Source organism: Actinomadura sp. KC06 (genome assembly GCF_004348735.1).
GTDB lineage: Bacteria > Actinomycetota > Actinomycetes > Streptosporangiales > Streptosporangiaceae > Spirillospora.
Window position 1 is genome coordinate 22,761 of sequence record NZ_SMKT01000041.1, and the last position, 20,675, is coordinate 43,435.

General features: G+C 69.4%; 19 protein-coding genes. 5 read left to right on the forward strand and 14 right to left on the reverse strand.

The window, feature by feature from the left end; translation table 11 throughout:
• Window positions 1-2: 2 nt before the first annotated feature.
• Genes shc through E1287_RS15695 form a run of 5 tightly spaced genes read right to left on the reverse strand, consistent with a single transcriptional unit; the run spans window position 3 to window position 6,151 of the window.
• Window positions 3-1,871: a squalene--hopene cyclase gene (shc, locus tag E1287_RS15675; RefSeq protein WP_131965674.1), complete on the reverse strand. Its 1,869-nt coding sequence runs from the start codon at window positions 1,869-1,871 to the stop codon at window positions 3-5.
• Window positions 1,871-2,881 carry a polyprenyl synthetase family protein gene (locus E1287_RS15680; protein WP_131965675.1) on the reverse strand — a complete coding sequence of 337 codons (1,011 nt, stop codon included), beginning with the start codon at window positions 2,879-2,881 and terminating at the stop codon, window positions 1,871-1,873. Before E1287_RS15680 ends, shc begins: the two co-directional genes overlap by 1 nt.
• Window positions 2,878-4,236 (reverse strand): hydroxysqualene dehydroxylase HpnE, encoded by a 1,359-nt coding sequence (gene hpnE, locus E1287_RS15685; protein WP_165969020.1) that lies wholly within the window; start codon window positions 4,234-4,236, stop codon window positions 2,878-2,880. The genes E1287_RS15680 and hpnE overlap by 4 nt, the downstream gene beginning before the upstream one ends.
• Window positions 4,233-5,150: a presqualene diphosphate synthase HpnD gene (gene hpnD / locus E1287_RS15690; protein ID WP_131965676.1), complete on the reverse strand. Its 918-nt coding sequence runs from the start codon at window positions 5,148-5,150 to the stop codon at window positions 4,233-4,235. The genes hpnE and hpnD overlap by 4 nt, the downstream gene beginning before the upstream one ends.
• Window positions 5,147-6,151 carry a squalene/phytoene synthase family protein gene (locus E1287_RS15695; RefSeq protein ID WP_131965677.1) on the reverse strand — a complete coding sequence of 335 codons (1,005 nt, stop codon included), beginning with the start codon at window positions 6,149-6,151 and terminating at the stop codon, window positions 5,147-5,149. The genes hpnD and E1287_RS15695 overlap by 4 nt, the downstream gene beginning before the upstream one ends.
• A 172-nt stretch (window positions 6,152-6,323) precedes the next feature.
• Here E1287_RS15695 and E1287_RS15700 point away from each other — a divergent pair, with 172 nt between their 5' ends.
• Entirely contained in the window at window positions 6,324-6,947 is a 624-nt protein-coding gene (locus E1287_RS15700) for a TetR/AcrR family transcriptional regulator (RefSeq protein WP_131965678.1), read from the forward strand.
• A gap of 7 nt (window positions 6,948-6,954) precedes the next feature.
• Window positions 6,955-8,310, forward strand: a complete 1,356-nt coding sequence (locus E1287_RS15705; RefSeq protein WP_131965679.1) for a carotenoid oxygenase family protein — start codon at window positions 6,955-6,957, stop codon at window positions 8,308-8,310.
• On the opposite strand, the gene E1287_RS15710 is transcribed toward E1287_RS15705, so the two are convergent.
• The 3 genes from E1287_RS15710 to E1287_RS15720 form a co-directional block, all read right to left on the reverse strand.
• Window positions 8,294-9,226: an aminoglycoside phosphotransferase family protein gene (locus E1287_RS15710; protein ID WP_131965680.1), complete on the reverse strand. Its 933-nt coding sequence runs from the start codon at window positions 9,224-9,226 to the stop codon at window positions 8,294-8,296. The genes E1287_RS15705 and E1287_RS15710 overlap by 17 nt on opposite strands.
• Window positions 9,227-9,299: 73 nt before the next feature.
• The gene (locus tag E1287_RS15715; RefSeq protein WP_131965681.1) at window positions 9,300-9,599 is read right to left on the reverse strand and encodes a DUF1905 domain-containing protein; all 300 of its coding nucleotides are present in this window, start codon (window positions 9,597-9,599) and stop codon (window positions 9,300-9,302) included.
• Window positions 9,600-9,660: 61 nt separating this feature from the next.
• Window positions 9,661-10,146, reverse strand: coding sequence for a PPOX class F420-dependent oxidoreductase (locus E1287_RS15720; protein WP_131965682.1), 486 nt, complete (start codon window positions 10,144-10,146; stop codon window positions 9,661-9,663).
• Between the two features lie 358 nt (window positions 10,147-10,504).
• Here E1287_RS15720 and E1287_RS15725 point away from each other — a divergent pair, with 358 nt between their 5' ends.
• Complete coding sequence (locus E1287_RS15725; RefSeq protein ID WP_131965683.1) at window positions 10,505-11,422, forward strand: DUF222 domain-containing protein; 918 nt, start codon at window positions 10,505-10,507, stop codon at window positions 11,420-11,422.
• Window positions 11,423-12,060: 638 nt separating this feature from the next.
• A complete protein-coding gene (gene acnA / locus E1287_RS15730) occupies window positions 12,061-14,826 on the forward strand; it encodes an aconitate hydratase AcnA (protein ID WP_131965684.1) in 2,766 nt (921 codons plus the stop codon).
• A gap of 46 nt (window positions 14,827-14,872) precedes the next feature.
• Here acnA and E1287_RS15735 read toward each other — a convergent pair whose 3' ends face one another.
• Window positions 14,873-15,493 carry a LysE family translocator gene (locus E1287_RS15735; protein WP_131965685.1) on the reverse strand — a complete coding sequence of 207 codons (621 nt, stop codon included), beginning with the start codon at window positions 15,491-15,493 and terminating at the stop codon, window positions 14,873-14,875.
• Between the two features lie 47 nt (window positions 15,494-15,540).
• A complete protein-coding gene (locus tag E1287_RS15740) occupies window positions 15,541-16,167 on the reverse strand; it encodes a Uma2 family endonuclease (protein ID WP_207934238.1) in 627 nt (208 codons plus the stop codon).
• Window positions 16,168-16,331: 164 nt separating this feature from the next.
• Between E1287_RS15740 and mug the strand changes: the two genes are divergently transcribed.
• Window positions 16,332-16,895 carry a G/U mismatch-specific DNA glycosylase gene (gene mug / locus E1287_RS15745; RefSeq protein WP_131965686.1) on the forward strand — a complete coding sequence of 188 codons (564 nt, stop codon included), beginning with the start codon at window positions 16,332-16,334 and terminating at the stop codon, window positions 16,893-16,895.
• Between the two features lie 4 nt (window positions 16,896-16,899).
• Here mug and E1287_RS15750 read toward each other — a convergent pair whose 3' ends face one another.
• From E1287_RS15750 to E1287_RS15765, 4 genes are all read right to left on the reverse strand, one after another.
• Entirely contained in the window at window positions 16,900-17,340 is a 441-nt protein-coding gene (locus E1287_RS15750; RefSeq protein WP_131965687.1) for a hypothetical protein, read from the reverse strand.
• A 237-nt stretch (window positions 17,341-17,577) separates the two neighbouring features.
• On the reverse strand, window positions 17,578-18,387 hold the full coding sequence (locus E1287_RS15755; protein WP_243719062.1) for a carbohydrate ABC transporter permease: 810 nt from the start codon (window positions 18,385-18,387) through the stop codon (window positions 17,578-17,580).
• Window positions 18,388-18,416: 29 nt separating this feature from the next.
• Complete coding sequence (locus E1287_RS15760) at window positions 18,417-19,310, reverse strand: sugar ABC transporter permease (RefSeq protein ID WP_243719056.1); 894 nt, start codon at window positions 19,308-19,310, stop codon at window positions 18,417-18,419.
• 4 nt (window positions 19,311-19,314) lie between these two features.
• A complete protein-coding gene (locus E1287_RS15765) occupies window positions 19,315-20,631 on the reverse strand; it encodes an extracellular solute-binding protein (protein WP_131965689.1) in 1,317 nt (438 codons plus the stop codon).
• Window positions 20,632-20,675 lie beyond the last annotated feature (44 nt).

Below are 20,675 nucleotides of genomic sequence, written 5' to 3' on the forward strand. Positions count from 1 at the left end.
ACTCACGAACCCTTCAGGTAGCGGCCCAGCGCGCTGAGGGGGAACACCAGGCGGTACAGGTGGTAGTTGATGTAGAAGTCGCCGGGGAAACCGGTGCCGGTGAAGTGGTCCTCGTCCCAGGTGCCGTCCGGGCGCTGCCGCTCGACGAGCCACCGCACCCCGCGCTCCACGGACTCGCCGCGCTCACCGGCGGCGAGCAGCGCGAGCAGCGCCCACGCCGTCTGCGACGCGGTGGACGCGCCGTGCCCGGCCCACGACCGGTCGCGGTAGGACCGCAGGTCCTCGCCCCAGCCGCCGTCGTCGCGCTGGTGCCGCTCCAGCCAGGCCACCGCGTCCCTGATCACGGGCTTCTCCGGCCGGACGCCCGCCGCGATCAGCGCGGGGACGACGCTGCCCGTCCCGTACACGTGGTTGGCGCCCCAGCGGCCGAACCACGAGCCGTCCGGCTCCTGCGCCTTCAGCAGCCAGCCGACCGCCCTCTTGACCAGCAGCGAGTCGGCCATCTCGCGGTGCGCCATCGCCTCGACCACGTGCGCGGTGACGTCCGCGGACGGCGGGTCGATCACCTCGCCGAAGTCGCAGAACGGCAGCCTGCGGCACAGCGTGCGGGTGTTGTCGGCGTCGAACGCGCCGAATCCGCCGTCCTTCGAGACCATCCCCGCCATCCACCGGACGCCCCGCTCGATCGCCGGCTCGGCCAGCGGATGCTGGACGCGGTTCAGCGCGATGACCACCTCGGCCGTGTCGTCGACGTCGGGATAGCAGTCGTTGTCGAACTCGAACGCCCAGCCGCCCGGAGGCAGCTCGGGGCGCCGCACCGACCAGTCGCCGGGGCCCTTGACCTCCTCGCGGATCACCCAGCCGGCCGCCCTCTCCAGCGCGGGATGCCCGGCGGGGAGACCGGCGTCGGTGAGCGCGTTCATGGCGAGGACGGTGTCCCAGACGGGCGACTGGCACGCCTCCAGCCGCCGTCCCTTCTCGTCGCGGATCGTGAAGCGCTCGAGACCATCCAGGCCGCGTTGGATGATCGGGTGGTCGAGGCCGTAGCCGAGAAGGTGCAGGGCCAGGAGCGAATACACCCACGGCGGCTGGATCCCGCCCCATGAGCCGTCCCGCTCCTGCCGCGCGATGATCCAGTCGGCTGCGCGTCGCAGCGCGGCCCTTCTCACGGCTTTCGCCGGGCGGCGCTGGTAGATGTGCAGGGCCTTGTCGAGCGCCTGGAACGCCGCGTCCCAACCGGTCGTTCTGGTGGGACGCGGGACGTCGTAGTCCGGGTACAGCTCGTCCAGCTCGAACGGCAGCGGCCGGACGGGACGCACCGCCCCCACCACCGTCAGCGGGACGATCGTCTGCCGCGCCCAGCACGCGAAGTCGTAGACGTTCAGCGGGAACCAGCGCGGCAGGAACATCAGCTCCGGTGGCACCACCGGCAGCTCGTCCCACGACCACCGGCCGAACATCGCCAGCCAGAAACGCGTGAACACGCGCGTCGCCGGGACGCCGCCCTGGCCGCGGATGTAGGCGGCGGCGCGGGCCATGTGATCGGCGTCGGGCGCGTCCCCGGCGAGCCGCAGCGCCACGTACGCCTCGACGGTCGTGGACAGCTCGGGCGGGCCGTCGTGGAAGTTCGCCCACGTGCCGTCCGCGGCCTGCTGCGACCTGATCCAGCGGGCCGCCTCGCGGGTGTCGTCCTCGTCGCGGATGCCGAGGAACTCGCGGAGGAGCAGGTCCTCGGCGTCCATCGTGACGTTCGTCTGCAGCTCGCCCTTCCACCAGCCTTCCGGTGACTGGAGCAGCAGCAGATGCTCGCGCGCGGCCTCCACCGCGTCGGCCGCCGTCCGGGTTCCCGTTGTGTCTTCTACCGCTGTCATCAGTGGTCCCTGCGGGTGACGAAGTCGGCTATGTGCAGGAACTCGGCGCGGACGGGCTCGGGCAGCCGCGCGGAGACCAGGTGCTCGGCGGCGCGCTGGATGCGGCTCTCCGCCTCCATCTCCGCCCACGCGCGGCCGCCCGCCGCCTCCACCAGCCCGGCCACCTCTTCCAGGTCGTCCTCGGAAAGGTCTGGGCGGGCGTAAAGCTCGGCGAGCCGCGCGGCCTCGGGCTTGTCGGCGTTCAGCGCGGCGACGATCGGCAGCGACATCTTGCGGGACCGCAGGTCCGACAGCGCGGGCTTCCCGGTCGTCGCCGGGTCGCCCCAGATGCCGAGCAGATCGTCCACGAGCTGGAACGCGATGCCGAGGTCGGTGCCGAATGCGTCCAGCGCGTCCGACAGCGGCTCCGGCGCCCCGTCCAGGACGGCCCCGATCGAGCACGAGCACGCCAGCAGCGCGGCGGTCTTGTCGGACGCCATCGCCAGGCATTCGTCCACGCCGATCTGCCTGCGGGTCTCGAAGTCCATGTCGAGAGCCTGGCCGGTGATGAGCCGGCGGGTGGTGGCGGTCAGCCCGCGCGCCGCCCGCGCCGACCCTTGCCCGGGCGCCTCCAACAGGACCTCGACGGCGAGCGCCATGAGCGCGTCACCGGCCAGGATCGCGGACGCCTCGCCGAACACCGTCCATGCGGCCGGACGGTGCCTGCGGGTCCGGTCGCCGTCCATGATGTCGTCGTGCAGAAGCGAGAACGCATGGGTCAGTTCCACCGCGACCGCACCCGGTAGGGCGCTCTCCGGCGGGGCCAGGGCCGCGCGGGCGGAGAGCAGCGCCAAAGCGGGCCGGAGCGCTTTCCCGGCCGGGGTCTTGCGCGGACGGCCCTCTTCGTCCGTCCAGCCCAGGTGGTAGGCCGCGACACGATAGGTGCGCGGATCGAGGCGGCCGACCGCGGCGCGCAGCGCCCCGTCGACCAGCTCGCGGACATCGGTCAGAGAGACCGGAACGGTCGTCACCGGACCCTCACCCCCTCCAGGTGGCGCTCTTGCGGACGCTCCAGATGGCGACGGACCAGGCGGGCGGCGGTGAGACCGCTGCGCACCGCGCCCTCCATCGTGTCCGGCCAGCCCGTGTCGGTCCACGCGCCCGCCAGGAACAGGCCCGGCGCCCGCGTCGCCGCGGCGGGCCGGACGGACGCGCTGCCGGGGCGCTGCCGGAACGTCGCCCGCCGCTCCCGCGTCACGAACAGCTCCCGGACGACCGCGCCCCGCGCGGCGGGGAGCAGCCGCCGCAGCTCGGGCACGAACCGGGCGCGCAGCTCGGCGGTCGGCATGTCGATCCAGCGGTCCGCGGCCGACAGCGAGATCGCCAGGTACTGACCGCGGCCCGGTGTGCTCGTGTTGAGGCCGCTGACCGCCGTCCGGTCGAACACCCACTGGACGGGCGAGCCGACGGCGGCGGCGAACGGCCCGTCCATGACCTTCCGGTCGTAGACGACGTGGACGTTCACGATCGGGCTGGCGTCCAGCTCGTGCCAGCGCAGCGGGTCCGGCAGCGCCTGCGCGGGCAGCAGCCGCGCCGCCGCCTCGTGCGGCACCGCCATGATCACCGCGTCGGCGGCGATCGGGACGCCGTCCACCACGACCTTCGGGTCGGTGGTGACCGCCTCCACCTTGGCCTTGAGCCGGACCGTCCCGCCCATCTCCGCGATGCGGCGCAGCGCCGGGCCGCCGTGCAGCTCCTCCAGCGGGACGAGCGGCAGCCCGATGTCGGCGGCGTCGGCGCGGCCGAACAGCGCCCGGCGGCACACCATCGCCGACAGGCCCATCGCGGCGTCGTCGACCTCGGCGTTCAGCGCGGACGTCAGGAACAGGCCCCACAGCGCCTGCCGCGCCCACGGCCCCTGCCCGCGCTCCGCCAGCCACGACCCGGCCGACACGGCGTCGAGCGCCGGGTCGGCCGGGTCGAGCCGCCGGATCCCCGCCGACGCGCGGATCGCGCGGAGCCGGTCCTGGACGGGGAGCGGCGCGTATCCGGCCAGCGCGGGCAGCAGGTGCAGCGGGCTCGGCAGGTTCGAGCGCCTCAGCCTGGCCGGTGGCGCCCCCGGCCGCAGGACGCGGACGTCGAAGCGGTCCTGCACGTCCACCAGGTGGTCGGCGCGCAGCCTGCGCAGCAGGCCCTGATACGCCGAGCAGCACCGGATGAAGACGTGCTGGCCGTTGTCGACGCACAGCTCGCCGCGCCCGAACGAGTGCGTGGCGCCGCCCAGCCACGGCCTGGACTCCACGAGCGTCACCGGGACGCCCGACTCCTGCAGCGCGATCGCGGCGCTGATGCCCGCGAGCCCGCCGCCCACGATCACCACGCTCATCGCTCCACCCCTGACAGCGCCCGCGCCGCCACGACCGCCTTCTGCCACGTCGGCAGGGACACGCGCGTGCTCAGGGCTTGGGACGGGCGGGCCGCGATGTTCTCCAGGAGGCGGCGGTAGATGCCCGCCATCGCGGCCGTGCACGCGGCGCTGCGGCGATCTAGTAGCGGCAGTAGCCGCAGGCCCTCGGCGTACCAAGCGCGTGCCCGCTCGGCCTGGAAGCCGACCAGCTCGTTCAGGCGCCACGGCGGGTCGACGAACTGGCCGGAATCGTCCAGGTTGAGGGTGCAGCCGAAGCGCTCCAGGTCCTCGGTGGGGATGTAGATCCGGCCCGCGATGCGGTCCTCGCGCAGGTCGCGCAGGATGTTCGTGAGCTGCAGCGCGACGCCGAGCGAGTCGGCCAGTCCCTCGGCGCGCTGGCGGCCCTCCCCGCCGAACACCCCGAGCGACAGCCGGCCGACCGTCCCCGCGACCCGCTGGCAGTAGCGCAGCAGGTCGTCGAACGTCTTGTAGTCGGCGCCGCGGACGTCGTCCTCGCAGCCGTCGATCAGCTCGGCGAACGCGTCCAGCGGGATCGGGTAGCGGCCCGCCGCGTCCGCCAGCGCGGTCAGCACCGGATGGCCCTCCAGGGCCTGGACGTCCGCGCGGCGGCGCAGCACGTCCTGCACCGTCGCCAGCCGCCGCCGCGACCGGTCGAGCAGGTCCAGGCGCACGCACGCCGGGTCAGGGCCGTCGCCGATGTCGTCGATGCCGCGCGCGAACGCGTAGATCGCGCTCATCGCCCGCCGCTTCGGGACCGGCATCAGCCGGATCCCGTAGGAGAAGTTGCGGGCCTCCTCGCGCACCACCCGCTCGCAGTGCCGATACGCCTCGACGACCTGGCCGGAACGCTCGCACGTCTCCGAAACCGTCATCGCTTCCCCCCTTCAGTTCCGAGGGCTCGCGCCCATCCGGTCAGCAACGTGGCCCGCCGCGGGCGCAGGCGGCGCGCGAGGACGTCGTAACGGCCGCGCTCCAGCGCGGTGAGCGCGGCACGCCCGCCCGCCACATAGCCCGCAACCGCCACCCGCGCCCAGCCCGACAGGCCCGCCAGCAGCGGCGCGGCGCCGCCGTCCAGCAGGTCGCGGGCGCGCCCGGCCTCCAGCGCCAGGACGCCCCGCAGCCGCGTCGGCGTCACCGGGCGGGCGAGATCGTCCTCGGCGCAGCCGAACCGGCGGAGGTCCTCGCCCGGCAGGTAGATCCGCCCGGCCCGGTAGTCCTCCCCGGCGTCCTGGCAGTGCTCGATGATCTGCAGCGCCGTGCAGACGTCGTCGGACGCCGCCACCAGGCGGTTGTCATGGGACGCCGCCACCAGACGGTGGTCGTCGGATGCCGCCACCGGGCGGTGGTCGTGCGCGCGGAACAGGTGCAGGACGATCCGTCCCACCGGCGCGGCCGACAGCGCGCAGTACTCCGTCAGCTCGGCGAACGTCTCGTAGCGGTGGACGACCTGGTCCCGCCGGTTCGCCCGGACGAGATCGCGGAACGGCTCCTCCGGGAGCCGGTGCGCGTGGACGGCCGGGGCCAACCTCCGTAACTGCGGCAGGTTCGGCGTCCGTCCGGCGAACACGCGGTCGAGGTCGTCGTCCACGAGACCGAGCAGCTTGGCCCGCTGCTCGCGCGGCGCCTCGTCGCCGACGTCGTCGACGAGCCGCGCGAAGCCGTAGACGGCCCGCAGCCCGGCGCGGTGCCGGGCGGGCAGCAGCCGCGTCGCGACCGGGAAGTTCTCCCGCGCGGCGAGACGGTCCAGCGTGCGATCGTGCTCGTCGAAGCTCCAGCCTTCGCCGTTCCCGTCGGCCGGTTGCCCATCGGCGGGGTGCCGGTCAGCGGGGTGCCGGTCGTCGGGGCTCCTGGGCGATTCAATGATCACCTTCATGAGATCGACCGGACCGGCACTAGAGAAACTCTGGCCAAGGTATGGAGTTTTTGAAACGCTGCGCGTCCGGCCGCAACCGTTCCACAGTCCACGGCCCCCCGAGGGTTGACCTTCCGCCGGTGCTGTGCGATAACAGTGTTACTGGTCAAAAACATCGTTACTGCGAGGGTGGATGAGCGAGAGCACCGCGGCTCCCAGCGCGTACGCGCTGGCCCAGAGGCAAGGCGACCGGGCGATCCGGACGACGCTCCTCGACGCCGCCAGCCGCCTGCTGGCCGCCGAAGGGTCGCAGGCCCTCGCACTGCGCCGGATCGCGGCGGAGGCCGGCTGCTCGACCACCGTCCTCTACCGGATGTTCGGCGGAAAGGCCGGGCTCACCGAGGCGCTCTTCATCGAGGGCTTCGAACGGTTCCGGCAACGCCTCGCCGCCGTCCCGCACCATCCCGACCCGCGCGACTACGTGCGGGAACTCGGCCGCGCCTACCGGGCCAACGCGCTCGCCGAACGCAACTACTACGGGCTGATGTTCGGCGAGACCGTCCCCGGGTTCGAGCCAGGCGAGGAGGCGATGGCCAAGGCGGCCTCCGCCTACGAGGTCCTGGAGAACGCCGTGGGCGCCTGCGCCGCCGCCGGCCTGCTCATCGACGCCGACCCGGGCCACGTGGCGGCGTCGTTCTGGGCCGGGATCCACGGCTTCGTCAGCCTCGAGCTCGGCGGCCACCTGGACGACGCCGAGGCCGTCCTCGACGCCTTCATGCGCGGCGTGTCGTCCGGCTTCTTCATCGACGCGAAGTGAGGTCACTATGACGAACTTCAAGAATCCCTACCTGCAAGGGCTCCTCGCGCCCGTCGCCGAGGAGGTCACCGTCCATGACCTGCCCGTCACCGGGCGCATCCCGTCCAGCCTGCGCGGCCGCTACCTGCGCATCGGCCCGAACCCGCTCGGACCGTTCGGAGCGGAGGAGGACGCGTCCTACCACTGGTTCACCGGCGACGGCATGGTCCACGGAATCCGGCTCCGCGACGGCCGCGCCGAGTGGTACCGCAACCGCTGGGTCCGCTCACAGGACGTCGCGGAAAGGCTCGGTGAAGTGTGGGCCGCCGGGCCTGTCGTCGAGGACTTCGACTTCTCGCCCAATACGCATGTCATCGCGCATGCCGGAGAGACCTATGCGCTCGTCGAGGGCGGGGCTCGGCCTTATCGGCTCGACTATGAACTCGGTACGCTCGGGCCTTGCGATTTCGGTGGGACTCTCAAGGGCGGGTACACGGCGCATACCAAGAAGGACCCGGACAGCGGAGAGCTGCACGCCATCGGCTATTTCTTCGGGTGGGAGCACCTGGAATACACCGTCCTGAGCACGTCCGGGCAGATCGTTAAGTCGGTGGAGATTCCTGTTCTGGATTCGCCGATGGTGCATGACTTCGCGTTGACGCAGAAGCACGTGGTCATTTATGACCTGCCCATCACGTTCTCCATGCAAATGGTCGAGGACGGGATGCCGCTGCCGTACGCGTGGAACCCCAAGCATCCTGCCCGGATCGGTCTGATGCCGCGCGACGGCGGCGCCGACGACATCCGGTGGATCGACATTCCGCCGTGTTGGGTCTTCCACACGCTCAATGCTTATGACGAGGGTGATCGGGTGGTGGTGGACCTCGTTTCCTTCCCTAGCTTCATGCATGGTGGAAAGTTGGAGGGCAATCCGCCGCCCACCCTCGACCGGTGGACGATCGATCCGGCGGCGCGGAGCATTCTCCAAGAGACGATCGACGATCGTGCCCAGGAGTTTCCTCGGGTGGACGAGCGGGTCGTCGCGCGTCCGCATCGGTACGGGTACACGGTGACCGCGGAGGCCATCGTCCAGAATCAGGCCGGTGAGGCGCTGATGAAGCATGATTATGTGAAGGGGTCGTCGGAGGCTCGGCTCTTTCCGGCGGGGTCTGGGGTGGGGGAGGCGGCGTTCGTGCCTTCGTCTTCTGATTCTGCTGAGGATGATGGGTATTTGATGGCCTTGACCTTCGATCCTGGTCGGCAGGCCACTGATCTCGTCATCATCGCTTCGCAGGACTTCACCGGGGAGCCTGTCGCCACCGTCCATCTGCCGGTTCGGGTGCCGCTCGGGTTCCACGGGACTTGGGCTACTGACGACGGCTGAGGTGCATGGCCACGTCCAAGGCCCGGGTTGTCTGGGTTGGTTGGGTCGGCGTCCAGGCCTCGGCCGTCCAGACTTCGGAGAGGACGGCAGTGACGAAGCCCCACGCTTCTACTCGCTCGCGGGGGAGGGACATGCCGTCCGCCAGCTGCTCGACTCGGGCGGGGACGAGTTTGAGCAGGTCTTCGTCGCGGTCGTCCGGGTCGGGGTTGTAGAGCAGCGCTCCGGCGTCGTAGCCGCGGTCACCGATATAGCCGTGCGGGTCGATCGCCAGCCACGGTTCGCGAGTCGCCTTCAGGACGTTGTCGTGGTGAAGGTCGCCGTGCAGGACGACTTGGTCGGTGGTGTCTGAGCAGAGCTCGTCGAAGAGGCTTCCGGCGCGGTCGACCAGGTGGCGTGGCAGTGGGTCGTCTCCTGGGAAGCGGCGTAGGTGGTCTTTGAATGAGGCGCTCTCTGTGGACAGGTGCGGTAGCGGGCAGTCGGGTGGGGGCGTTCGATGCAGGCGCCGCATGATGGTGATCACGGCGGCCGTCGCCTCCTCGTCCTTGTCCGGGAGGAGGGTGCGGGCGAGGGTGCCGGGGTTGGCCCGTTCCAGCAGGAGTGCGCCGCGCGCCGGGTCATGTTTGAGCAGGCGGACGGCGCCTCGGCCGTCGTACAGGCCGAGGGCCGCCGCCTCGATTGCGAGATGGCCCGGTTGTGGTGGTCCGAGCTTGAGGACCGCTGGTGAGCCGTCGTCCAACTGTGTGGCTTCGGCCACCCAGTGGTAGCTCAGCTCGAACATCCGTCCTATGCGCAGCCGCCAGTCGTCCGCCACGGCGTCGATGATCGTGGGCAGGGCGTCCAGCCATCGCCGGCCGTCCGCGCCCCAGGTTTCTACGGCGTTCCGGACCAGCGCGGGCGGGGTGATGGGGGAGGGCATGAGATCAACCCTGCCATCCGCCCGTCTGCGGATTCCTATCGGCCCGTCTGCGGGTCAGTCGGGGGGCTGCGGGTTAGCCCAGGCGTTCGTTCAGGTGGACGGTGACCTCGTCGCCTACGTCCTTGCCCAGCGTCTCGCGGAGCTCCGCTTTGACCGCCAGCTTGTGGTTGCCGTCGCCCAGCGCCATGAACGAGCCCTGGAACGGGTGTCCGTCGATGGTTCCCTTGACTTTGACCAGGCCGCGCGTGCCGAAGAACTCCGCTGACTCGGGCCAGATCACGTATGTCCAGCCGCCCTTGGCTGGGCTCTTCTGCAGGGATGCCTTGAACTGCTTGTCTAGCTTGGTCTGCTTGCTGCTGGTCTTAGCGGTCATCTCGAGTCCCTCCCGGGCTGGTTGAGCGTTCTGAAGGGGAGACCGTCTGGGGGTCTGAAACTCATCGGTCGTCGTCGCCCGGGCCGGTGGGTCTTGTGGGTGTTATCTCCAGGTAGGCGGTGTCTGTTGTCTTCGCGTCGACCGCCTTGCGGTACAGCCGTCGGAGTGCGCCGTACCTGCCGTCCAGGACTCGTTCGGCGTGCTCCGCCTCGTGGGACTCCAGGACGCGGGCGGTCGCTGCGGTGTGTGGGGCTAGTGGCTTGCCTCTGACCGTGCTTGGTGCCACGAGGACTTTCGGGTTCCGGTGGATGCGTTTCACCTTTCCGGAGTCTGCTGCGGTGCTGGCGTAGAGGCGTCCGTTTGATACCGCGCATGAGAGGGGAGTCGGCACCGCTTCGCCGGTGGCGCGGAACGTCACGACCAGGACGGTGCCATGCCTGCGGAGGTCGTGCGGGGCCGTTCCTGTGGGGGGCGATGTCGTTCGGCGTGCTGATGGGTGGAGTGCGCGTTCGCTGAACCAGTACACGACATCCCACTTGCGGATCATGCACTCACTTTACGGCCGGTGCTTTGGGTGGGCGGTGGCTGGGCCTTCTTTTCTACTGGTGTAAGTGCGGTGCTGTCGGTGGGCGGCTGAGGTGCCTTCCGAAGGTGGGAGCGCTCGTTTCTCGTTGCGCCGGTTGCTGTCACGTTGGTTGCTGTAGTCGGTTTGGGGTGGGGTGTTCGTCTGCTGGTTGGCGCGGGGTTCGGTTGCTGCCGCGCTTCGCGCGGAAAGGCCGTCGGCTAGGATGACGAGGCTTTGGAGAATGCGGTGATAATACTGTGGCCTGTCTGGATTGTCTGCGATTGTTTGCGGTCTGTTCGCATATTATGAGGGGAGGATTTGTGGAGGGGGGTGAGATTGGGTGGCGGTGCCTGTCGAGATTGTTGAAGCTATTGGTGATCAGCGTGAGTGGGGTGATCGGGAATGGTTTCCGCCTGGGCCGCAGTTGGCCGTCTGTCTTTCGGGTGGGAAAGAGCGGTTCGCCGATCTCACTGATGACGAGCTCTTGCAGGTCGCTGCGGCGGCTCGGCGGCAAACGTCGTGGGCTCAGGCGCGGGAGCTGGCCGCGATCGCTGAACTTGCCCAGCGCCGGGCTCAGGTTGAGGACGCGGACGATTCCGATTACCGGGTCCTTTCTGCGCGTGAGTCGGTGACCGAGGAAGTCGCCGTCGCGCTGGCCGTCACCGGGAACACCGCCGCCACCCTGGTGCACCTGGCGGAGCAATTGACCGGGGCGCTGGCCGCTACCGGGGACGCGCTTGAGGCCGGACTTATCGACCTGGCCAAAGCCCGCGTCATCGTCGACACCACTGACGGCCTGCCCTGTGAGGTTGTCGGTGGTGTCGAGGCTGCGGCGCTGGCGAAGGCGTCCGATCAGACCACCGGGCAGCTGCGTCGCCGCATCAGGCGCATCGTCCAGCGGGTCGCGCCCGACGCCGTTGAAGAGCGCAAGCGCCAGGCGGTTCGCAGCCGCAGGCTGGAAGTGTTCGACACCCCGGTCGGCACTGCTGACCTTGCCTTGTGTGACTTGCCCGCTGAAGACGCCCACGCGATCTACAACAAGATCAGCGCTGCGGCGCGCGGACTCAAGGCCGATGGTGACACGCGGGCCCTGCACTGCATCCGCGCCGACCTGGCGACCCGACTCCTGCACGGCCATGAGCTCCCCGACGCGATCCGCGCCCTCCTGGCCGCCCAGCCCCACCAGCGATCTTTCCACCTCGCCTTCGTCCGTCGGCGATGTCGGGGCTCCGGCGGGTGGGGACCTTGGTATCTCTGAGCTGGCCGACATGATCGATCGGCGGCTCGGTCACGTGCGCGGGCGCGTCCGTCCGGCGGATCTTCCTACCGCCATCGCACGCGCCGCTCGGCGTGTTCGCGAGGAGCTCGGGGCGGCGCGGGACGCGGCCTGCCACGGTCATGACGAGCCGGTCGGCTACCGGCCCCCGGCTGCACTGCGGCGCGAAGTCCAGGCGCGATACCCCACCTGCGTGTTTCCGACCTGTAACCAGCCCTCGCATCGGTGCGACCTGGACCACACCGTGCCCTGGCGGCCCGGAATCACCTGCCGCTGCAATCTCGCCCCGCTCTGCCGACGCCACCACCGGCTCAAACAGACCCGGGGCTGGCACCTCCACCACCTCTGGCCCGGTCTCCTCCTCTGGGTCACGCCGTCCGGAGCCTGGTACATCGTCCGGCCCGATCGGCAGTGAGGGTGCAAGAAGCTTGATGTCGAGATAAATTGAAGTTAGCTTGACGTCAAGAGAAAAGTGGCGGAAGTTAGGCGGCCCTGATTCCCGGTCGGAAGCCCGACTAAGGCAGGATCAAGGTAGGCGAGCACTGAACCGCTGAAGATCGATACATGTCCGCGCGCTCATGTCCCGGACCGGACGCGCGGTGGTGACGGAGGAGGAGTCCGTGTCCGCGAACAGCTTCGGCAGCCTTGACAAGCTGCAGGTGGGCGACAAGGCGTACGACATCTATCGGCTGGACGCCGTCGAGGGCTCGGCTCGTCTCCCGTACAGCCTCAAGGTGCTGCTGGAGAACCTGCTGCGCACCGAGGACGGCGCGAACGTCACGGCCGACCACATCCGCGCGCTGGCGCAGTGGGACTCGCAGGCCCGGCCGAGCAAGGAGATCCAGTTCACCCCGGCCCGCGTGATCATGCAGGACTTCACCGGCGTGCCGTGCGTGGTGGACCTCGCCACGATGCGCGAGGCCGTCCGGGAACTGGGCGGGGACGCGAGCAGGATCAATCCGCTGGCGCCCGCCGAGATGGTCATCGACCACTCCGTCATCGTCGACTACTTCGGCTCGCCGGACGCGTTCGAGCGCAACGTGGAGCGCGAGTACGAGCGCAACCGGGAGCGGTACCAGTTCCTGCGGTGGGGGCAGACGGCGTTCGACGAGTTCAAGGTCGTCCCGCCCGGCACCGGCATCGTCCACCAGGTGAACATCGAGCACCTCGCCCGCGTGGTGTTCGACCGTGACGGCGTCGCCTACCCCGACACCTGCGTCGGCACCGACTCGCACACGACGATGGAGAACGGCATCGGCGTGCTCGGGTGGGGCGTCGGCGGCATCGAGGCGGAGGCCGCGATGCTCGGGCAGCCGATCTCGATGCTCATCCCGCGCGTGGTGGGCTTCAAGCTGAGCGGTGAGCTGCCCGCCGGGACGACGGCGACCGACCTGGTCCTGACCGTGACCGAGATGCTGCGGGAGCACGGCGTCGTCGGCAAGTTCGTCGAGTTCTACGGCGAGGGCGTGCACGCGCTGCCGCTGGCGAACCGCGCCACGATCGGCAACATGAGCCCCGAGTTCGGCTCCACGTGCGCGATCTTCCCGATCGACGACGAGACGCTGACCTACCTGCGGCTGACCGGGCGGAGCGAAGAGCAGATCGCGCTCGTCGAGGCGTACGCGAAGGCGCAGGGCATGTGGCTCGACCCGTCGGTGGAGCCCGAGTTCTCCGAGTACATGGAGCTGGACCTCGCGACGGTCGTCCCGTCGCTGGCCGGCCCGAAGCGCCCGCAGGACCGGATCTCCCTCTCGGACGCCAAGCAGACCTGGCGCCGGGACGTGCAGAACTACGTCGCGAGCGTCCAGGGCGCGGCGGACGAGGCGTCCAACGAGTCCTTCCCCGCCTCCGACTCCCCGGCGATCAGCCACGACACGAGCGGCGACAAGCCGCGGCACGTCGACCCCAACGGCTCGTTCCGCCCCCACAACCGGGTTCCGGTCACGCTGGACGGCGGCGCCTCGTTCGAGCTCGACCACGGGCACGTCGCCGTCGCCGCCATCACGTCCTGCACCAACACGTCCAACCCGTACGTGATGGTCGGCGCGGCGCTGCTGGCCAAGAACGCGGTGGAGAAGGGCCTGACCCGCAAGCCGTGGGTCAAGACGTCGCTCGCGCCCGGGTCGCAGGTCGTCACCGACTACCTGGAGCGCGCGGGCCTGACCCCGTACCTCGACAAGATCGGGTTCAACCTGGTCGGGTACGGCTGCACGACCTGCATCGGCAACACCGGGCCGCTGCAGCCGGAGATCTCCAAGGCCGTCAACGACAACGACCTCGCGGTCACGGCGGTCCTGTCCGGCAACCGCAACTTCGAGGGCCGCATCAGCCCCGACGTGAAGATGAACTACCTGGCGTCGCCGCCGCTGGTCATCGCCTACGCGCTGGCCGGGACGATGGACATCGACATCCTCAACGACCCGATCGCCGAGGGCGCCGACGGCCCCGTCCACCTGCGCGACATCTGGCCCGCGCCGGAGGACGTCGCCGCGATCGTCGAGTCGTCCATCGGGCAGGAGATGTTCACGCAGAGCTACGCCGACGTCTTCAAGGGCGATCAGCGCTGGGCCGCCCTGGACATCCCGTCCGGCGACCTGTTCGAGTGGGACCCGTCGTCCACCTACGTCCGCAAGGCCCCGTACTTCGACGGCATGAACGCCGAGCCGGAGCCCGTCACCGACATCCACGGGGCGCGGGTCCTGGCGAAGCTCGGCGACTCGGTCACCACCGACCACATCTCCCCGGCCGGGTCAATCAAGGCCGGCACCCCCGCCGCGCAGTACCTCCAGGACAACGGCGTCGCCGTCAAGGACTTCAACTCCTACGGCTCGCGCCGCGGCAACCACGAGGTCATGATCCGCGGGACGTTCGCCAACATCCGGCTCCGCAACCAGCTCCTGGACGACGTCGAAGGCGGCTACACCCGCGACTTCACCCAGGACGGCGCACCCCAGGCGTTCATCTACGACGCCGCGCAGAACTACGCCGCGCAGGGCACCCCGCTCGTCGTCATCGCGGGCAAGGAGTACGGCTCCGGGTCGTCCCGAGACTGGGCCGCGAAGGGCACCGCGCTGCTCGGCGTCCGCGCCGTCATCGCCGAGTCCTACGAGCGCATCCACCGCTCCAACCTCATCGGCCTCGGCGTCCTGCCGCTCCAGTTCAAGGACGGCGAGTCCGCCGCGTCGCTGGGCCTGACCGGCACCGAGACGTTCGACATCACCGGCGTCACCGCGATGAACTCGGGCGGCGTCCCCGACGAGGTCACCGTCAAGGCGGACGGCAAGGAGTTCACCGCGACCGTCCGCATCGACACGCCAGGCGAGGCCGACTACTACCGCAACGGCGGCATCCTGCAGTACGTCCTCCGCAACCTCATCCGCAAGTAGACCGCGACGCAACGGGACGGGCCGCTCCGCATCGGGGCGGCCCGTTCTAGCGTTCCACGGCCAGGCGGACGCCGAAGCCGATGAACGCCAAGCCCGTGACCTGCTGCAACCGGCGCTTCACGGCCGGACGGGACAGGACCCGCCGTGCCGCGCTCGCGGCGACGACCACCAACGCCAGCCACATCAGCACCTCGGCGACGTGGATCACGCCGAACAGCATGCTCGTCCCGAACATCGGCGCGCCGTCCGGGATGAACTGCGGAAGCATGCTCATGTAGAAGACGCCGACCTTGGGATTCAGCAGGTTGCTCGTCAGGCCGGTGCGCAGCGCGGTGAGACCGGAGACGCTCGCGTCCGGCACCTCCTCCGAATCCCGCGTCCTCCGGCGGGCCTTCCACAGCGCCTGCCCGCCGAGCCACAGCAGGTAGCACGCACCCGCGACGCGCAGCACGTCGAACGCGATCTGGGACGCCGCCAGCAGCGCGGTCAGCCCGGCCGCGCTCGCCGCCGCCCAGCACAGCAGACCCGACGCCACCCCGGCGCCGGCGAGATAGCCCGTCCGCCGCCCGCTGGTCACGGTCATGCGCAGGACGAGCATCGTGTCCACGCCGGGGGTGATCGTCACCAGGGCCGCCACCGCGGCGAAAGCGAGGCAAGCCGTGAGCATATGCCCCATTCTGCCAGGCATGTTCCCGAGCTCGGACCCTGCCAGGTTCAGAACTCGATGAGCTTCTGCGGGTCGAACCGGACCGTGAACGGCCTGGCCGTCTCGATCTTCGCGTCGAGGGTCTGGCCGCCTTCGATCGTGCGGTCCAGGCGGTAGCCAGAAGGCCCTGCCGGCGCGCAGGCGGGATCATCGCCGCCGAGCGTGAAGACGTGCACCCTGGGACGGGGCGTGAACTCGACCATCCAGTACTGGGGGATGCCGAGCACGGCGTACTCCCGGAGCTTCCGTACGCGGTCAGTGCGTTCGCTCGCGCTGCCCGGTGAAATGACCTCGACGACCAGAAGCAGCTCTCCGCCGGGGATGATGACCGGACTGCGGTTGACGATCGAAGCGTGCGCCACACCCTTCGGCACGATGAAGAGATCGGGCTTCCGGATACCGGCGGGGGTGCTGATCTCCCATTCACCACCGACGGCGACGAACACCTCGGACTCCGCCCCGGCCGTCTTCAGCAGCTCCCCGAGCTGCATGGCCACCCAGTTGTGGGGCGCGCTTGGAGACATCTCGATCAGCCACCCGTCCTCGAGTTCCAGGCCTCGGCCTTCGTCCTCTCGGGCGTGCAGATCTTCGGCTGTGTACGGACCAAAACCGCCATGGTCATGCGCGACGCTCACGGCCCTGCTCCCATCGGATGGCACGACAGATCGATGTAGGGACAACGTTACCCCGCCCGAGGTTCGCGACCCAGCGTAGCGATTGCCTGACCATGTGGAGCTGAGTTCGGTGGGTGTGCGGCGGTGAGCATCGTGATGGGGTGGGGCGTCCGTAGGCTGGGGTGGTGCGTCCTACTAAGGGTGAGCTGGAGGCTGCTCGCGATCGCGTCATTGCCGACGTTCTGCCCGCGGGCGGGGGGACGTTGCGGGTGCTTTTCAGTGGTATCAATCCTGGGCTCTACTCCGGGGCGACCGGTTTTCATTTTGCGCGGCCTGGGAATCGGTTCTGGCCCGCGCTGCATCGGTCGGGGTTCACCGATCGGCTTCTGGATCCGTCCGAGCAGGAGCTTCTGCCTTCGTATGGGCTCGGCATCACCAATTTGGCGCATCGCACTACCGCGCGTGCTGATGAGTTGACTGATGCCGAGCTTCGGGAGGGTGGACGGCGGCTTGCCGAACTTGTTGAGCGTTATCGGCCGTCCTATCTTGCTGTCGCCGGGGTCACGGCTTATCGCACCGCGTTCGGGCGTCCGCGGGCTCAGATCGGGCCGCAGGACGAGGCTTTCGGGGACGCGAAGGTGTGGGTCCTGCCCAACCCGAGCGGCCTGAATGCCTCGTGGCCGCTCGACCGGATCGTCGCCGAGTTCGCCCGTCTCCGCGAGGCCGCCGGCGCGCTCAGGGGGACGTGAGGGCTCAGGGGGTGCCGTCGAGGGCGGCCGCCGTGGTGACCATGGTGGTGACCACCTGGATCAGGGTGGGCTTCGGCTCCCAGAGGCCCGGACGGCCCAGCGCCACGATCGGGCGGGGCAGGGCCCGGACGCCGGCGAGGCGCCAGTGGTGCATGCCCGGGGTCGACCAGGGGCCGCAGTCGCAGGCGCCGCCCGCGACGGTCGCCGAGCAGACGCCGTCGAGGTCGGCCATCGCGATGACGGCGCCGATGGTGGCGAGCGGGTCGCGGGGATCCCAGCCGGCGGCCTGGATGAGCGGGGAGTCGCAGGCCTTCAGGTCGACGCGCATGGACGCGTGGATCAGCAGCGGGCCGCGGTAGGCGGTCGGCAGGGGCTGGTTCGAGACGGTCTTGCCGCCGCGCGCGATCGTGAAAGCCCAAGGCTGCTGAACACTGATCGCCTGCACGCGGTCACCTCCAGTGCTCGCACGTCCTCCACCGCCACGGGATCCCCCGAGGCCCGGCGAGATGCCGGCACACCGCGCAGTGATGCCCGAGAGGCTAGGCGCATTCCGGCGGAATTGCCAATGGACGAGGCGAGCGCGTCGCCGTCTTGGTATGGGCCGATCGGAAAGCGCTCCGATTCCCGACCGATTTCCCCTGGTCGTCCATGTGACGCGTGAGGCCGGTGTCCGGTTGACCGCTCACCCCTTCAGCGCTCCCGCCATTAGGCCGCGCATGAAGAAGCGTCCGAGAAGCAGGTAGACGAGGACGGTCGGCAACGACGCCAGGAGCGCCGACGCCATCTGCTGGTTGTACTGGACGGCCACCGCGCCCGAACCGGCGAGGTTGTTCAGCATCACCGTGACCGGCCAGCTGTCGGGCGTGCCCAGGAAGACGGCGAACAGGAAGTCGTTCCACAGGGACGTGAACTGCCAGATCAGCGTGACCGCGAAGGCCGGGCCCGAGACGGGCAGGATGATCGACCCGTAGGTGCGGAGCATCCCGGCGCCGTCCACGCGGGCCGCCTCGATCAGCTCGTCGGGGACGGTGACGTAGTAGTTCCGGAAGATGAGCGTGCAGATCGGGATTCCGTACACCACGTGGGCCAGGATGAGGCCGCGGATCGTCCCGGCGAGCTCCATGTCCGTCAGCAGCCCGGCCAGCGGGATCATCACGGCCTGGTACGGGATGAACATGCCGAACAGGAACAGCGTGAAGACCACGTCGGAGCCGGGGAACCGCCATTTCGACAGGACGTAGCCGTTCAGCGAGCCGAGCACGGCGGAGATCAGCGAACCCGAGACGGCTATCTTGACGCTGTTCTCCAGGCCGGGGCGCAGCTCGCTCCACGCGGCGCTCCAGCCGGACGTGCTCCAGTCGTTCGGCAGGCTCCACGCGCTGCTCGGGTCCGCCTCGTCCAGCGGCTTGAAGCTCGTGACGACCAGGACGTAGACGGGGATCAGGAACAGCAGGACGAAGGCCAGCAGGACGGCCAGCTTCACCACCTGCATCGGACGGCCCGCGGTGGGCGCCGGGGCCGTCATCGGGACCGCTCCGCCCGCACCGACCACACCAGGTAGGGGATCACCAGGACGGCGACGGCCACCAGCAGGTAGGTGGCGATCGTGGCGCCGTTGGCGGGGTCGTGCCGGTCGAAGATCTCGACGAAGGTGGCGACGGCCGGGACATAGGTGACGATCTGCTTGCCCGCGATCGCCATGATCAGGTCGAACACCTTGAGCGAGATGTGCCCGAGGATGATCAGCGCGGACAGCGTCACGGGGCGGAGCTGCGGGAACACGACGTAGCGGTACACCTTCCACTCGGACGCGCCGTCCACCCGCGCCGCCTCCCGCAGCTCCTCCGGGACGCTCCGGAACCCCGCCAGATACAAAGCCATCACATATCCGGACATCTGCCAGATGGCGGGGAGTGCCATCGCCGCCATGCCCCACTCCGGGTCCTGCCACCAGCTGTTCGCCAGCGCCCCCAGATGCATCTTGTCGAAAAGCTGGTTGAAGCCGACCGCGCGCTCCGGCGGCGCCGGGTTCATCAGCCAGCGCCACACCACGCCGCTGGCGATGAACGACACCGCCATCGGGAACAGGTAGATGACGCGGAACGACGCCTCGCCGCGGATCCCCTTGTCCATCAGGAACGCCAGGAACGCGCCGAGCACCAGGGCGCCGACGACGAACACGGCCGTGAACACCAGGGCGTTCTGGACGGCGCCCGGCCAGCTCGGCTGGTCCCAAAGGTCGACGAAGTTCTCGCCCCTGTCGAACCCGTACTCGCTGACCTCGTCGTGCTTTCCGCTCAGCGCGACCCGCGTGTTCCAGAAGATGAGCCCGTAGACGAACAGGCCGATCGCGACGATGGACGGCGAGAGCAGCAGCAGACCGGGCAGCCACTTCCTGCTACGGCGGAACTTCACCGGTTCACAGGCCGCTGTTCTTGGCCGCGTTCACCAATGCCTCCTGCAGTTTGGCCGCGTCCTTGTTCTGGAGGAACAGGCCCACTGCGGTGTCGATGTCGGCGTGCCACTTGTTGTTGGCGTTCACACCGTGCCAGAACGAGCCCGCCAGCTTGGTGTCCGGGCTGTTCCACTGCTCGAAGGCGTCCTTGAGGTAGCCCGTGTAGAGGCTCTTGTCGGCGTCCTTGCGGGCGGGGATGGAGCCCTTCTTCGGATTGAACAGGTCCTGCCCCTCCTTGCTGGACACCTCCTTCAGCCACGCGAGGGCCCCGGCGCGGTGCGGCGCGTTCTTGGGCAGGGTGAAGCTGTCCGACAGCCACATGTAGGTGCCCTCGGTGCCCGGCGCGGGCGCGTACTTGAAATCGGTGTCGAGCTTCTTGCCGAGACCGTTCGGCGCGCTCCCGACGAAGTAGCCGTACGCCCAGTCGCCCATGATGTTGAACGCGGCCTTGCCGTCCACGACAGCCTTCGCGGCGCCCTGCCAGTCCGTGGACGCGGCCTCCAGCGTCGTGTACTTCATGATCTCGGCGAAGTCGTTCAGCGCCTTGGTCACGGCCGGCGTGCTCCAGTCGGCGCCCGGCTTCCACAGCGCGTTGTAGGCGTCGGTGCCGAGATCGCCGAGCAGGACGTTCTCCAGCAGGTGGTCGGCCGTCCACTGCGCGCCGAGCGACAGCGGGACCTTCTTCGTCTTGTCCTTGACCGCCTTCAGCGCCGTGATGAACTCCGCGACCGACCTCGGCGGCGCGGAGATCCCGGCGTCCTGGAGGATGCCCGGGTTGTACCAGAGGACGTTGGACCGGTGGATGTTCACCGGGACGGAGTAGATCTTGCCCTGGTAGGTGATCTGGTCGATGAGCTGCTGCGGGTACACCGACTTGAGGTTGTTCTGCTGGTAGAAGTCGTCCAGCGGCTCGATCTGCCCCGCCTTGATGTAGTCGAGCAGCTCGGCGCCCGCGTGGCCCTGGAACGAGTCCGGCGGCTTGCGGTTCTGCAGCCGGCTCGCCAGGACGGCCTTCGCCTGCGTGCCCGACCCGCCCGCGATGGCCGCGTTGACGAACTTGGTGCCCGGGTTCTTCTTCTCGAAGTCGGCCTGCATGGCCTTCAGCCCGTCGGCCTCGCCCGGACCGGTCCACCAGGAGAAGACCTCGACCTGGGACTTGTCGTTCGAGCCCTCGTCCTCGTTGGCGCCGCAGGCCGTCAGGGCCAGCGCGCCGGTCATCGCGCCCGTCAGCGCGAGGGCCGCGAAGACCGTCCGGCGGTTCCTGGGAGCACGTAGTCGCATCGTCCGATTCCTCCGTTCCCGGAAAAGCAAGCGTCCGTTCGGAC